Below are 14,520 nucleotides of genomic sequence, written 5' to 3'. Positions count from 1 at the left end.
ACGACGTCGCTGGTGCGACCCGAGCGGGCGGTGAACCTCCGGCGTCATCACGCGCGCCGACGCGGGCGGCCCTGGCCCCCGGCGCCGGGGCGGCCCCGCCCCCGTGCGGCATGTCCCGGGAGTCCTGGGGGCGAACGCGCCGACGCGATCCCGCCACGTGATGGGAGCGCTCCAAGGAGGCATGGGGTGATCGGTGTCCACGCGGAGCGCCCGGTGGTCGCCACCAATGTCGACGGCGGCGGTCGCGGTCTCCTGGCCAGCGGGAACGGTGTCGGTGACCGACGTGCGGCGTGCGCGGGCCCCGTGGCCGCCGGTGCGGGGAACCGGTTGCGTCGCAGGGTCCGAGGCCGGATCGGTGGCCGCTGACCCCCCCTCGGCCGCCTCGCCGTCCGGTTGGGTCACGCGTTTCGTCGAACCGAAACCGGACGGCGTTCTTTGCCCTGCTCAGCGCCCCGGCTCGGGCTGAGGCCGTCCGGTCGCGCTGGGATCTTCGGAGCTGGGTCGGTGCGGCAACAGGAGTATTTGCCGTGTTGGTCGCTGACCAGGTGTTGACACACCGTGCGTGCCGGCCCCACTCTGGGAGCGCTCCCAGTTATCCCGTGGGTCGTTCCTCCGGCGGCAGCCAGAGCGGAGACCGCGCCGGCCAGCACCTCGGTCGACGCGGACGGCCCCGGGCGGCCGGTCGACCACCGGCGGCGGCGTCGGGCCAGACGCGGCCCCGGTGGTCGACCGTGGTCGACCGGCGCGGACGGCGGGGAGCGGACGACTGACCAACGCTGACCAGTCGATCAAGGAGACCAAGGTGAAGGTGAAAGGAAAACTGAGGTTCTTCGGCCTGCTGGCCGGCCTCGCCGGTATGTTCGCTCTCGCGATCCCGCCCCAGGTGGCCTTGGCGCACGGCGGCCTGACCTACCCGCAGACCAGGACCTACGCCTGCTACGTGGACGGTCTCGCCGGCGGCATCGGCGGTGACCTCGACCCGACCAACCCGGCCTGCGCCGACGCCATCGAGATGGGTGGCAAGAACGCGCTGTGGAACTGGTTCGGCAACCTCCTCCCCGACGCGGGCGGCCGCCACCAGGAGATCATCCCCGACGGGCGCCTGTGCGGCCCCGGCGACACCTACGCCGCCTACAACCAGGCCAGGACCGACTGGCCCACCACGACCATGCCCGCCGGTGAGACGGTGACCATCCGCTACAACGCCTGGGCCCCGCACCCCGGCACCTGGTACCAGTACGTCACCAAGGACGGTTGGGACCCGACCCAGCCGCTGAAGTGGTCCGACCTGGAGCCCGAGCCCTTCGACGTCGTCACCGACCCGCCGATCAACGGCAGCGGCCCGCACGGCGCCGAGTACACCTGGTCCGCCGACCTGCCCGACAAGAGCGGCCGGCACATCATCTACTCGATCTGGCAGCGCTCGGACAGCCCGGAGGCCTTCTACAACTGCTCCGACGTGATCTTCGAGTGACCGGGTTCGCCAGCTGAGCGAACCAGGCAGGGAACACGGGGTGGGGAGCCGACCAGGCTCCCCACCCCGTCCTCCAGGAGGGGCGACCACACCCGGAGACCGGGGCGGTCGCGGCCCGGATCAGACCTCCAACGCGTCCAGCACCCGGCGCACCAGCCGGTCGGTGGACAAGCCGTACCGGTCGTGCAGGGTGGGCAGCGCCCCGGCGGCCAGGAACTCGTCGGGCAGGGCGACCGGCACCAGGTCGCGACCGACGCCGTTGAACGCCAGGCAGGACGCCACGGCCTCGCCGAGCCCGCCGACCACGCTGTGGTTCTCCACCGTCACGACCAGCCGGTCGGACCGGCCCACCCGCAGCACGGCCTCGGTGTCCAACGGCTTGATCGTGGGCACGTGCAGCACCCCCACGTCGACCCGGTGCTCGGCCAGTCGCTCGGCCGCCGACAACGCCCGCATCGTCATCAGACCGCTGGACACCAGCGTCACGTCGCGACCCGTGCGCAGCTCGGCGGCCCGACCCACCTCGAAGGTGTAGTCGTACTCGTCGAGCACCGTGGGGACCTTGCCGCGCAGCAACCGCAGGTAGGTGGGGCCCGCCACCTCGGCCAGCGCCGGGACCGCCTGCTCGATGTCCACCGAGTCGCAGGGGTCCACGATCGTCAGCCCGGGCATGCCCCGCAGGATCGCGATGTCCTCCGTCGCCTGGTGGCTGGGCCCGTAACCCGTCGTCAGGCCCGGCAGCCCCCCGACGATGTTGACGTTCAGCCCCGGCTCGGCGGCGTCCAGGCACAGGAAGTCGTAGGCGCGCCGCGTCGCGAACACCGAGTAGGTGGAGGCGAAGGGCACCAGACCCACCTCGGCCATCCCGGCGGCCGCGCCGAGCAGCAGCTGCTCGGACATGCCCATCTGGAAGAACCGGTCGGGGTGAGCCTGGGCGAAGACGTGCATGTCGGTGTACTTGCCCAGGTCGGCGGTCAAGCCGACGATCTCGGGGCGTTCCTCCGCCAGCCGGGACAGGGCGTGCCCGAACGGCGCGGGGGTGGTGCGCTGCCCCTCGTCGACGAACGAGGCGATCATCGCCGAGGTGGTCAGCCGTTTCCTCGTCGGCGTGCTCATCGCTGCGCTCCCTGGTCGAGTTGGTCCCTGGCGATCTGCCACTCGTGCTCGTCGATGCGCATGAAGTGCGCCTTCTCCCGGGTCTCCAGCAGCGGGACCCCGGACCCGATCCGGGTGTCGCAGATGACGACCCGGGGGGTGTCGGCGTCGGCCTCGGCGAGGCTGTCGAAGGCGCGCAGCAGCGCGGGCACGTCGTTGCCGTCCACCCGCACGGTGTGCCAGCCGAAGGCCTCCCACTTGCGCTCCACCGGCTCGATGGCCAGCACACCGGCCGTCGGCCCGTCCGCCTGCAGGGCGTTCATGTCGACCACGGCGGTCAGGTTCCCCAGCCGGTGGTGGGCGGCGCCCATCGCGGCCTCCCAGGTGGAGCCCTCGTCGAGCTCGCCGTCGGAGAGGAGGTTCACGACGCGGGAAGCGACCCCCCGGTGCCGCAGGCCCAGCGCCATCCCGACCCCGACGCCCAGGCCGTGGCCCAGCGACCCGCCGGAGATCTCCATGCCGGGCGTGTAGGAGGCCATGCCCGACATCGGCAGGCGGCTCTCGTCGGAGCCGTAGGTCTCCAGTTCCTCGACGGGGATCACCCCCGCCTCGGCCAGCGCCGCGTACAGGGCGATCGCGTAGTGCCCGATGGAGAGCAGGAACCGGTCCCGCTCGTCCCAGTGCGGGTCCGCCGGCCGCAGGCGCAGCTGGTCCTGGTACGCCACGGCGAGCACGTCGGCGACGCCGAGGGCCTGGCCGACGTAGCCCTGCCCCTGGACCTCGCCCATGTTCAGCACGTGGTGGCGCATCCGGTGGGCCGCGTCCGCCACCCGGCGAACCCGGTCCTCGAACGACGGGCCGGCGGGCGCGGCGCGGTCGACGTCCTGCGTCGCGGTCATCATCGGCTCCCTTCTCGTAGTGGTGGTGCTGGTGGGCACGGCCGGGAAGCCCCGGGTGCCCTGCCGCGACCGCCCCGGTGTCCACCGGGGGCCGCCGCCGGTGTTCGGAGGTGCGGTCGTCCTCCTCCGCTCACCCACCCGCGGCCGGCTGGTCGACCGGCCCGGCGGGGTGCCCGGTGGAGGAGTGGTTGGTGGGGGCGGGCGTGGACCGGGCGGTGAGGTCGCGCCACAGGGTGAAGTGGCGGGCCATCGCCTCCCGCGCCGCCCTCGGATCGCCGGCCTCGATCGCGTCGACGACCTCGTAGTGGACGTGGTCGGTCTCCCAGCCGTCCCGGCCGGCACGGCGTTCGGCAGCCAGCGCGGCGGCCCGCCGTGCGGTCAGCTCGTCCCGCAGCACGTAGCCGATGCCGTCGTGGAGGAAGTCGAACATCGGGTTGTCGACGATCCGGAACAGGCGGTGGTGGAAGGTGAAGTCGGCGTCGGTGGCCGCCTCGACCCGCCCGGCCAGGGAGGACTCGACCATCGCGTCGACGTCGGCGCGCAGCGCCCGCACGTCCTCGGGGGAGGCGAGGGTCGCGGCCTCGGCGGCGACGGAGAGTTCGAGGAGTTCCCTCGCCCGTTCGAACTGCGGTCCGCTGATGTGCCCCAGCCGCATGGCGAGGCTGAAGTAGAGCCGCATGAAGTTGGCGTCGGGCACCTCCAGGTAGGTGCCCCGTCCCTGGGTGCGGTGGAGGAAGCCCAACATCTCCAGGCTGGAGAGCTGTTCGCGCAGCGTCGCCCGGCTCATGGCCAGTCGTGCGCCCAGCTCCCGTTCCGGGGGCAGCCGGAGCCGACCGGTGTGCTCCTCGGGGGTCGCGGCCTGGCGCAACGCGTCCACGAGGGTGATGAGGTGCGGCTCCACCCCGGCCTCCCCGCATTGGTCTGACCAAATCTTCGTCGGGACGCTAGACAGCGCGCCCCACCCGTGTCAAGGCCTTGGTCTGACCAATCTCCGGTGCGCGTGGGCCGCGCCACACCGCGACCCACCGGGGCTCGACAGCCCTCCGTGCCCGGTCCGACACCGCCGGTCGCCACCCGGTGCCCACCGCTCACCCCACCGCGTGATCAGGGGTTTTCCTGCGTACGATCCGGATCTGTCCGCACGCCGGGCGCCCGTCCCGAGCGGGCCGACCGGCCGCGACCACCCCGGCCGCCGAAGACGGCCGGGCACCACCACCACGGAGGGAGCCCGCCGTGCCCGTCTCGGCCGAGTTCGTCGCCGGCCTGCCCAAGGCCGAACTGCACGTCCACATCGAGGGGACCCTCGAACCCGAGCTCAAGTTCGAGCTGGCCGAGCGCAACGGGCTCGAACTGCCCTTCGCCGACGTCGACGAACTCCGGGCCAGTTACCAGTTCCACGACCTCCCGTCCTTCCTCGGCGTCTACTACGACGGGATGCGGGTGCTGCTGACCGAACGGGACTTCCGCGACCTGGTCTACGCCTACCTGCGGCGGGCGGCCGACCAGAACGTCCGCCACACCGAGATCTTCTTCGACCCCCAGGCCCACACCTCGCGGGGCGTGCCCTTCCCGACCGTGGTGCGGGGGCTGCGGCAGGGCGTGGTCGACGCCCAGCGGGACCTCGGCGTGCACGCCGAGCTGATCCTCTGCTTCCTGCGTGACTTCTCCGCCGAGTACGCGATGGCGACCCTGATGGAGTCGCTGCCCTACAAGGACTGGATCGTCGGCGTCGGCCTCGACTCCGACGAGAAGGGCAACCCGCCGGAGAAGTTCGCCGCCGTCTTCGCCAGGGCCAGGGCCGAGGGCTACCTGCTCACCATGCACTGCGACATCGACCAGGAGAACACCACCGAGCACCTCCGCCAGGTGCTGGAGGTCATCGGGGTCGACCGCATCGACCACGGCCTGAACGTCCTGGAGGACGACGCGTTGGTCGAGGAGGTGCTGCGCCGGGGCATCGGCCTGACCGCCTGCCCGATCTCCAACGGCGTCGTCACGGCCAGCATGAAGGCCCCCGAGATCCGCGCCCTGCTCGACCGGGGGGTTCCCGTGTCGGTCAACTCCGACGACCCCGCCTACTTCGGCGGCTACGTCAGCGAGAACCTGGTCGCCCTCGCCGGGGAGCTCGACCTCGACGAAGCGGACCTGGTGGCGTTGCAGCGCAACGCCTTCACCATCTCCTGGCTGGCCGCCGGCCGGCGGGACGCCTTCCTCGACGAGCTCGACGCCTACGCCAGGGAGCACGGCGCCGCCTGACCCGCCGCGCCCGGCGTCACCCGACCGGGGACGTCGGGCGCGTTCGCGGTCGCCGGGGCACCGGCCCCGGGTTAGCGTCGCCGGGGTGGAGGGCCCCGTCTCGTCCGGACTCGGTGAGATCCCCCTGCTGGGGGAGCTCGCGGTCGCGCTCCTGCTCTCCAGCCTCATCGGACTCGAACGCGAGGTCCGGGCCAAGAGCGCCGGCCTGCGCACGCACAGCCTCGTCGGCCTCGGTACCGCCCTGTTCATGGTCGTCTCGCAGCACGGCTTCACCTCGGTCCTCGGTGACGACGTCATGCTCGACCCGTCCCGGGTGGCCGCCCAGATCCTGACCGGCATCGGGTTCATCGGCGGCGGGCTCATCTTCGTCCGGCGCGACGCCGTCCAGGGCCTGACCACCGCCGCGTCGGTGTGGGTGACGGCCGCCGTCGGCATGGCCAGCGGTGGCGGCCTGTTCGTCCTCGCCGTCGCCACCACCGCCGCCCACTTCCTCGTCGTGGCCGGCTACCCCTGGCTGACGCGGCACCTGCGGGGTTCGTGGCGCCAGCCCAGCACGGTCCGCATCGGCTACCTGGAGGGGCGGGGAGTGCTGCGCGGCGTCCTCTCCGCCTGCACCAGCCGGGGGTGGACGGTGCTGGACCTGCACGTGGAGTACGAGGACCGCGCGGAGGACCACCGGACGGTCGTGGTGGTCGTCGAGCTGCGGGGGCGGGGGTCGCTCGAGGAGCTGGTGCGGGAACTGACCGGCCTGCCCGGTGTCCTGCACGTCGCCGGGGGCGCCGACGCCGCTCCCCGGTTGTGAACCCGGTGCTCCGCTCCAGGGGTGGAACGGGCCGGGAGGGGGCGCCCTCCCGGCCCGCGTCGTGGTGGTTCAGTGGAGCCGGTAGGCGCCTTCGATCGTCTCGGTGACGGAGTTGCCGTCCTCGTCGTTGGCGGTGGCGCGCAGCCAGACCAGGTCGCCTGGCTCCCCGGCACCGGGCAGGACCAGCGTCCAGCCCTCGCCGTCCCGGTCGACTTCGGCGGGTACCCAGGTCTCGCCTTCGTCGAAGGAGGCCTCGACGGCGAGTTCGTTGATCGGGGATTCCTGGGCCCCGGTCTGGTGGACGACCGTGGCCGTTCCGGCGAGGGGCTCACCCGCGGGGGTGTCGTTGGTCAACCCGAGGGGGAGGTCGTAGCGGATGTCGAGCAGGGGCAGCACCTCGTCGGCCCCCGTGGAGTGGAACCGCCACTGGCCGTGGACCCTGCCGGGAGCGGCCCAGACCTGGTGGTCCCGTTCGGCGTCCACGGCCAGGTCGTACCAGCCAGGTCCGGGTGGGACCTCCAGGTCGGCCAGTCCGGGGGTGTCGGCCTCGGCCACGACCTCGCCGTCCCGGCTCAGCACCATCCGGCCGCTGTCGGTGTCGAACCGCAGGTCGGGCAGGGCCTCGTGGCGGGGGTCGTTGTCGCCGAACATGGACAGCTGAAACCGCAGCAGGTCGTCCTCCCGCATGGCCGGGGACCGCCACTCGTCCAGGCCGACCCTGGTCTGGTCCGGCAGCGTCGGGCCGATCGGGCCCCGGTACCAGGCCTCGGTCCGCTCGTCACCCGCCTCCAGCGCCGTCGGCGGCGTCACCAGCTTGCCCACGCCCCAGTCCCCGGGTAGCGAGACCTCCCCCACCCAGTCGAAGCCAGGCGAGAAGTACTCGGTCCGTTCCTGCGGGAACATGGTCAGTGCCCACAGGTCGGCGATGACGACACCTTCCGAGGAAGCCGACTGACGGGTCTCGCGCAGCACGTCCTCGGGGCCGGGGTTGTGGTAGGTGTTCTCGATCCGGGCCAGCTCGTCAGCCTCCACCACCCGATGACCGCTCGGTGGGAGACCGCCGTCGTGCGACTCCAGGAGGTAGTACGCGGAGGGGCTGTGGTCCCGTCCCTCCACGACGGCCTCCACCCGCCCTTCCTCGGCGATCAACTCAGCCAGTCGTGTCGCGGAGCGGTACTCGACGTTGACGTAGGGCAACGGAATCTCGGTCTCGATCCAGACGCTGCCCAACAACACCTCGGCTCCCCGGTCAGCCACGGCCCGCACCAGGTCCGCGAGCTTGTCGGGGGCGAGGTCCGTCCCGGGGCTGAGGAACGGGATGCGTCCGGTGAGGTCAGGAACGTCCTCGGCCGGGGTGGACGTGAGGTCCACGAGAGTGCCGGTGACCGTTCCCCGGGGGCCACGGAGGTCCTCCCAGACCCCCACACGCAGATCGTGCCCGGGTAATTCCACCCGGACCAGGGGGGCCGTCCATGCGCCGCCGTGCAGGAAGCCGAGGCCGTCGATCTCCGCTCCCGCGTCGACGACGAACAACTCGGTCATTATCCCGGTGAAGGTGTGAGTGGCGCTCTCGAGGACGTACCCGTGCGTGGTGCCGTACCGCTCGGCATCGTCCTCAGCGGGCACGAGCGCGACCGCTTCGCGGGTCTCCAGGGGAACGTCGAGCAGCGTGTCCTCGGTCAGCTCGACCTCCTCGGCGGCGTAGGTCTGGTACGACCGTCCGTCCTCCATGTACTCGTTGAGCGAGATCACGACCCGGTAGGTGCCCGGAACGAGCGTGACGTCCACCCCCTCCTCGAAGGTCCTCGCCTCGTGCAGTTCACCGGTCTCGGTGTTCTCGGCCACCACGGACAGGAGCGGGGAACTGGTCAGGGGTTCGTCGGAGACCGACACCGCCAGTTGGTGCCGTTCCTGGTCGACCACCGCCGACACCGGGGTCACGAGTCGGGCCCCGTTCGTGGTGGCGGTGAGTCGGCCGGTGATGGTGCTGACCCGTTCGGCCGTGGGCCGGAGGACCAGCGTGGCCGTCGCGGTCTGGCCGGGTGGGACGGTCACCGTGTTGGTGGTCAGTTCCAGCAGGCCGTCGGGGGCGGGGGTGCCGTCGTCCTGGCTGACGGTGAGGTCCAGGTCCAGGGTGAGTTCGGTGTCGGTGGGGTTGGTGTAGGTGATGGTGCGTTCCACCGGTTCCCCGTCGTGGGGCCAGTCGAGGAGTCCGAAGCCGAGGGTGGCGGGTTCGGCGCGGGGCCCCTGCTCCAGGGCGCGGGCGATGTCGAGGCGGCCGGCTCCCTGCCCGTGGACGTCGATCCCGGGGAGAGGTTCGGCGCTGCCGGTGAGCAGTGCCTTGATCTGTTGGCCGTCGAGGTCGGGGTTGGCCTGGAGTGCCAGGGCGGCGGCGCCGGCGACGTGCGGGGCGGCCATGGAGGTGCCGGACGCGCTGAGGTAGTGCTCGTCGATGGCCCATTCCTCCTCGACGCCCTCCGCGCGGGCGGCCACGATGTCCGATCCTGGTGCGGCGATCTCGGGTTTCAGCCCGAAGTTCCAGGGCACGGGGCCTTGGCTGGAGAAGTCGCTGAGTTCGTCCTGTTTGGTGGTGCTGCCCACGGTCAGGGCGCTGTCGGCGACACCGGGGGAGTCGATCGAGGCCGGCCGGCCGTTGTTGCCGGCGGCCACCACGAACAGCGCTCCGGTGGTGGCGGAGAGTTCCTCGACCGCCTCGACCAGCGGGTCGCGTTCAGGGGTGGCCCAGCCGGCGAGGCTGAGGTTGAGGATGTCCGCGCCCTGCTCGACGGCCCATTCCGCTCCGGCGATGATGTCGGTGGTCCAGCCCTGGCCCTGGTCGTCGAGGACCTTGGCGACCACCAGGTCCGCGTCCGGGGCGACGCCGGCGTAGCGGCCGTCGGAGGCTGCTCCGGTGCCGGCGATCGTGGCGGCCACATGCGTGCCGTGGCCCCTGCGGTCCTGGACGTCCTCGGCGTCGGAGAAGTTCTCGGCGGCGACGACCCGGCCGTCGAGGTCGGGGTGTCCGGTGTCGTAGCCGGTGTCGAGGACGGCGACGGTGACGCCGTCTCCGGTGTGGCCGGCGTCCCAGGCCTCGCTGGCGCCGACGAGGTCCCGGCTCTGGTCGAGGGTGGCGCGCACCCGCCCGTCCAACAGGACCCGGGTGTCGTCCTGGGCGCTGAGCACGCTGGGACCGTCACCGCCTTCGAGGTCCTGCCAGAAGGTGGGCAGGTCCTCGTGGGCGATCTCCAGGCCGCGTAACCCCAGGTCGGGGAAGGACTGCGTGTGCTCGGCGACCTCGGGTGCGGCGAACGCGCGTGGTCCGTCGGCGGGTTCGTCGAGGATGATCCGGAGGCTGTCCTGGTGGTCGTCGGTCAGGCCCTGTTCGACGAGTCCGGTGAGGTCGAAGAACCGTTCGTCCAGTCGCCCGGAGATCACGGCGCGGCGGGCGTCCTCGGGGATGACGACGAGTCGTCCCTGGTGGGTTTCCTGGTGGTAGCCGGTGCCGCGCCGGTGGGGTGGGGAGGTGAACCCGGCGAGCAGTAGGCCGTCGGGGCCCTGGCGGAGCAGGACGGTGTCCCCGGTGATCAGGGTGATGCTGATCGGGGCGCCGTTGGTGTGTGACGTCACGGGTGTGGTCGGGGGTGGTGGGTCGGTCTCGTGGGTGCCGGCCGCTGCCGTGGGGGTGGTGAGCAGCAGTGCGGCGAGGAGACCGGCGCCGAGCCGAACACGGGGTGTTCGCACCTGGTGTCCTTCCGTTCGGTGGGCCGGCCGGTGTTCACCGGCCGGCCGGGCTCATCACAAGCCCTTCACACCGAACACGCTGTGATCGGATGGAGACGTTGAGTCGGGTGGGTCACGGGTCGATCACGGCGAGCGCCGGAGTCCCACTGCGGTTGGCTCGTCCTGGTGTCGGGCCGTGCTCGCGGCCGTGGGCATCGACCAGGGCCCGGTCAGCCGGAGTCCTCAGCGAGGTCCCGCGGATGTGGACCGCTTCGTCGGTGTGGCGAGTGTGGGCTCGATCCGACCTGGTCGGACGATGGCCTGGGAGTGCGAGTACCAGGAGCACGGCGCTCCCACGGTTTCGGGGCTCCGCGACCGCGCGGATCCGGCGGTGCCTGCTGGCCCGGGCGGTCCCCCGTCGGGCGATCGCCGAGCGCTGCTCCCTGAACGGCCGGTTCCCTCGGGAACGCGGAGGGCTTCCCTGCTCCGGTTCGCGGTGCACGGCCTCCCTGCCCAGGGGTGGAACGGGCCGGGAGGGGGCGCCCTCCCGGCCCGCGTCGTGGTGGTTCAGTGGAGCCGGTAGGCGCCTTCGATCGTCTCGGTGACGGAGTTGCCGTCCTCGTCGTTGGCGGTGGCGCGCAGCCAGACCAGGTCGCCTGGCTCCCCGGCACCGGGCAGGACCAGCGTCCAGCCCTCGCCGTCCCGGTCGACTTCGGCGGGTACCCAGGTCTCGCCTTCGTCGAAGGAGGCCTCGACGGCGAGTTCGTTGATCGGGGATTCCTGGGCCCCGGTCTGGTGGACGACCGTGGCCGTTCCGGCGAGGGGCTCACCCGCGGGGGTGTCGTTGGTCAACCCGAGGGGGAGGTCGTAGCGGATGTCGAGCAGGGGCAGCACCTCGTCGGCCCCAGTGGAGTGGAACCGCCACTGGCCGTGGACCCTGCCGGGAGCGGCCCAGATCTCGCTGGTCCGTTCGGCGTCCACGGCCAGGTCGTACCAGCCGGGTCCGGGTGGGACCTCCAGGTCGGCCAGTCCGGGGGTGTCGGCCTCGGCCACGACCTCGCCGTCCCGGCTCAGCACCATCCGGCCGCTGTCGGTGTCGAACCGCAGGTCGACCACGTTGGCGTGACGGGGGTCGTTGTCGCCGAACATGGACAACTGGAATCGCAGCAGGTCGTCCTCCCGCACGGCGGGGGGCCGCCACCCCCGCTTCTGCCAGTCGACCAGGGCCTGGTCGGGCAGCGCCGGGCCGATCGGACCCCGGTACCAGGACTCGGTCCGCTCGTCACCCGCCTCCAGCCGGGTCTGTGGGGACACCAGCGTGCCGATGTTCTGCCCACCCTCACCACGGAACGAGATCTCCGTCGACCACTCCAGGCCGGGGGACAGGTACTCGGTGCGGACCTGCGGGATCACCGTCGATACCCACTGGTGGGTCACGTACGTGCCGTCCCGCGAGACCATCTGGGTCAGGCTCGTGATCCCGGTCTCGGCCATGGGATTGTGGTAAGTGCTCTCGACCCTGGCCAGCGCGGAGTCGCGTACCACGCGACGCCCCGGGGGCGGGAAACCACCCTCGTGGGGCTCCAGCAGGAAGTAGGCGTAGGGGCTGAACTCGCGGCCCTCGATGACCGCGTCCACGGTTCCCTCGCGTGCGAGGAGATCCGCGAGTCGACGCCCGGAAAGGAAGTCGACCTCGACGTACGGCAGCGCGATCTCCTCCTGGATCCAGATGCCCGAGAGCAGAACCTCAGCACCTCGGTCGATCAACGCTTGGGCGAACGGCACGACCTCGTCCGGCTCCAGCTCCGCCTCCGGCCCCAGGAAGGGAATGCTGCCAGTCAGATCAGGGATCTCCGTGACCGGGGCGGAGGTGACGTCGACCAGAGGCCCCGAGACCGTCCCCTGCGGGCCGTCCAGCCTCTCCCAAACCTCGATGTCCAGATCGTGGCCGGGTATGTCGACGTGAGCCAATGGGGCGGCCCATGTCCCCCCGTCCACGAACCGGAACCCGTCGACCTCGGTGTCGGCATCGATGACGAAGGTCCGAACCGGCGGAGAACCCGATATGACCCAGGCGTAGTTCTCGAGTTCATACCCGGCAGTGGCCAATTGGCGACGAGCGCCCTCCTCCTCGGGCACCAGTTCGACCGGTCTCCGGGTGTCCCACGAGATCGTGAGGTGGGTGTCCTCGGTCAGCTCGATCTCGTCGACGGCGTAGGTCGCTTCCAGCTCGCCGCCCGGGAGGTGGTCGTGGACGGCGGTGACGACGCGGTACCGTCCCGGCACGGGCCGGAGGCTGGTTCGAACATCGAAAGTATGGGCCTCGTCGACGTCACCGGTCTCGGTGTTCTGCACGACCAGTGACATGGTCAGGTTAGCGGTCGTGAGTTCGTCGGGGACCGACACCGACAGTTGGTGCCGTTCCTGGTCGACCATCGCTGAGACCGGGGTCACGAGTCGGGCCCCGTCGGTGGTGGCGGTGAGCCGACCGGTGATGGTGCTGACCCGTTCGGCCGTGGGCCGGAGGACCAGCGTGGTCGTCGCCGTTCCACCAGAGGGCACCGTCACCTCGTCCGTGGTCAGTTCCAGCAGGCCGTCGGGGGCGGGGGTGCCGTCGTCCTGGCTGACGGTGAGGTCCAGGGCCAGGGTGAGTTCGGTGTCGGTGGGGTTGGTGTAGGTGATGGTGCGTTCCACCGGTTCCCCGTCGTGGGGCCACTCGTGGAATCCGAAGCCGAGGGTGGCGGGTTCGGCGCGGGGCCCCTGCTCCAGGGCGCGGGCGATGTCGAGGCGGCCGGCTCCCTGCCCGTGGACGTCGATCCCGGGGAGAGGTTCGGCGCTGCCGGTGAGCAGTGCCTTGATCTGTTGGCCGTCGAGGTCGGGGTTGGCCTGGAGTGCCAGGGCGGCGGCGCCGGCGACGTGCGGGGCGGCCATCGACGTGCCGGACGCGCTGAGGTAGTGCTCGTCGATGGCCCATTCCTCCTCGACGCCCTCCGCCCGAGCGGCCACGATGTCGGATCCTGGTGCGGCGATCTCGGGTTTCAGCCCGAAGTTCCAGGGCACGGGGCCTTGGCTGGAGAAGTCGCTGAGTTCGTCCTGTTTGGTGGTGCTGCCCACGGTCAGGGCGCTGTCGGCGACACCGGGGGAGTCGATCGAGGCCGGCCGGCCGTTGTTGCCGGCGGCCACCACGAACAGCGCTCCGGTGGTGGCGGAGAGTTCCTCGACCGCCTCCACGAGGGGGTCGCCCTCGGGGAACGCCTCGGCACCGAGGCTGAGGTTGAGGATGTCCGCGCCCTGCTCGACGGCCCATTCCGCTCCGGCGATGACGTCGGTGGTCCAGCCCTGGCCCTGGTCGTCGAGGACCTTGGCGACCACCAGGTCCGTGTCCGGGGCGACGCCGGCGTAGCGGCCGTCGGAGGCTGCTCCGGTGCCGGCGATCGTGGCGGCCACATGCGTGCCGTGCCCGCTGCGGTCCTGGACGTCCTCGGCGTCGGAGAAGTTCTCGGCGGCGACGACCCGGCCGTCGAGGTCGGGGTGTCCGGTGTCGTAGCCGGTGTCGAGGACGGCGACGGTGACGCCGTCTCCGGTGTGGCCTGCGTCCCAGGCCTCGCTGGCGCCGACGAGGTCCCGGCTCTGGTCGAGGGTGGCGCGCACCCGCCCGTCCAACAGGACCCGGGTGTCGTCCTGGGCGCTGAGCACGCTGGGACCGTCACCGCCTTCGAGGTCCTGCCAGAAGGTGGGCAGGTCCTCGTGGGCGATTTCCAGGCCGCGTAACCCCAGGTCCGGGAAGGACTGCGTGTGCTCGGCGACCTCGGGTGCGGCGAACGCGCGTGGTCCGTCGGCGGGTTCGTCGAGGATGATCCGGAGGCTGTCCTGGTGGTCGTCGGTCAGGCCCTGTTCGACGAGTCCGGTGAGGTCGAAGAACCGTTCGTCCAGTGTCCCGGAGATCACGGCGCGGCGGGCGTCGTCGGGGATGACGACGAGTCGTCCCTGGTGGGTTTCCTGGTGGTAGCCGGTGCCGCGCCGGTGGGGTGGGGAGGTGAACCCGGCGAGCAGTAGGCCGTCGGGGCCCTGGCGGAGCAGGACGGTGTCCCCGGTGATCAGGGTGATGCTGATCGGGGCGCCGTTGGTGTGTGACGTCACGGGTGTGGTCGGGGGTGGTGGGTCGGTCTCGTGGGTGCCGGCCGCTGCCGTGGGGGTGGTGAGCAGCAGTGCGGCGAGGAGACCGGCGGCGGGCCGAACACGGGGTGTTCGCACCTGGTGTCCTTCCGTTCGGT

General features: G+C 71.5%; 8 protein-coding genes. 3 read left to right on the top strand and 5 right to left on the bottom strand.

Going from position 1 to position 14,520, the window contains the following annotated elements; translation table 11 throughout:
- The first annotated feature begins 802 nt into the window (after positions 1-802).
- Positions 803-1,474 carry a lytic polysaccharide monooxygenase auxiliary activity family 9 protein gene (locus C1701_RS02310; RefSeq protein ID WP_081715513.1) on the top strand — a complete coding sequence of 224 codons (672 nt, stop codon included), beginning with the start codon at positions 803-805 and terminating at the stop codon, positions 1,472-1,474.
- 120 nt (positions 1,475-1,594) lie between these two features.
- On the opposite strand, the gene C1701_RS02305 is transcribed toward C1701_RS02310, so the two are convergent.
- The 3 genes from C1701_RS02305 to C1701_RS02295 all read right to left on the bottom strand — a co-directional run bounded on the left by C1701_RS02305 (position 1,595) and on the right by C1701_RS02295 (position 4,369).
- A complete protein-coding gene (locus C1701_RS02305) occupies positions 1,595-2,590 on the bottom strand; it encodes a transketolase family protein (RefSeq protein ID WP_030107471.1) in 996 nt (331 codons plus the stop codon).
- Complete coding sequence (locus tag C1701_RS02300) at positions 2,587-3,468, bottom strand: transketolase (protein WP_026419238.1); 882 nt, start codon at positions 3,466-3,468, stop codon at positions 2,587-2,589. The genes C1701_RS02305 and C1701_RS02300 overlap by 4 nt, the downstream gene beginning before the upstream one ends.
- A gap of 130 nt (positions 3,469-3,598) precedes the next feature.
- Positions 3,599-4,369: a FadR/GntR family transcriptional regulator gene (locus C1701_RS02295; RefSeq protein WP_103055449.1), complete on the bottom strand. Its 771-nt coding sequence runs from the start codon at positions 4,367-4,369 to the stop codon at positions 3,599-3,601.
- Between the two features lie 332 nt (positions 4,370-4,701).
- On the opposite strand from C1701_RS02295, the gene C1701_RS02290 reads away from it, so the two are divergent.
- The gene (locus C1701_RS02290; RefSeq protein ID WP_026419239.1) at positions 4,702-5,724 is read left to right on the top strand and encodes an adenosine deaminase; all 1,023 of its coding nucleotides are present in this window, start codon (positions 4,702-4,704) and stop codon (positions 5,722-5,724) included.
- Between the two features lie 85 nt (positions 5,725-5,809).
- Positions 5,810-6,526 carry an MgtC/SapB family protein gene (locus tag C1701_RS02285; RefSeq protein ID WP_030107466.1) on the top strand — a complete coding sequence of 239 codons (717 nt, stop codon included), beginning with the start codon at positions 5,810-5,812 and terminating at the stop codon, positions 6,524-6,526.
- A gap of 69 nt (positions 6,527-6,595) precedes the next feature.
- Here the strand turns inward: C1701_RS02285 and C1701_RS02280 are convergent, their stop codons facing one another.
- Together C1701_RS02280 and C1701_RS02275 are read right to left on the bottom strand one after the other, a co-directional pair.
- Positions 6,596-10,267 carry a S8 family peptidase gene (locus C1701_RS02280; RefSeq protein ID WP_103055448.1) on the bottom strand — a complete coding sequence of 1,224 codons (3,672 nt, stop codon included), beginning with the start codon at positions 10,265-10,267 and terminating at the stop codon, positions 6,596-6,598.
- A 546-nt stretch (positions 10,268-10,813) separates the two neighbouring features.
- Entirely contained in the window at positions 10,814-14,500 is a 3,687-nt protein-coding gene (locus C1701_RS02275; RefSeq protein WP_103055447.1) for a S8 family peptidase, read from the bottom strand.
- Between the last annotated feature and the right edge of the window lie 20 nt (positions 14,501-14,520).

Source organism: Actinoalloteichus sp. AHMU CJ021 (assembly GCF_002895405.1).
In the GTDB taxonomy this organism is placed as follows: Bacteria; Actinomycetota; Actinomycetes; order Mycobacteriales; family Pseudonocardiaceae; genus Actinoalloteichus_B; species Actinoalloteichus_B caeruleus.
The sequence above is the reverse complement of the archived record's forward strand: the minus strand, read 5'-3'. Positions and strand labels throughout refer to the sequence as shown.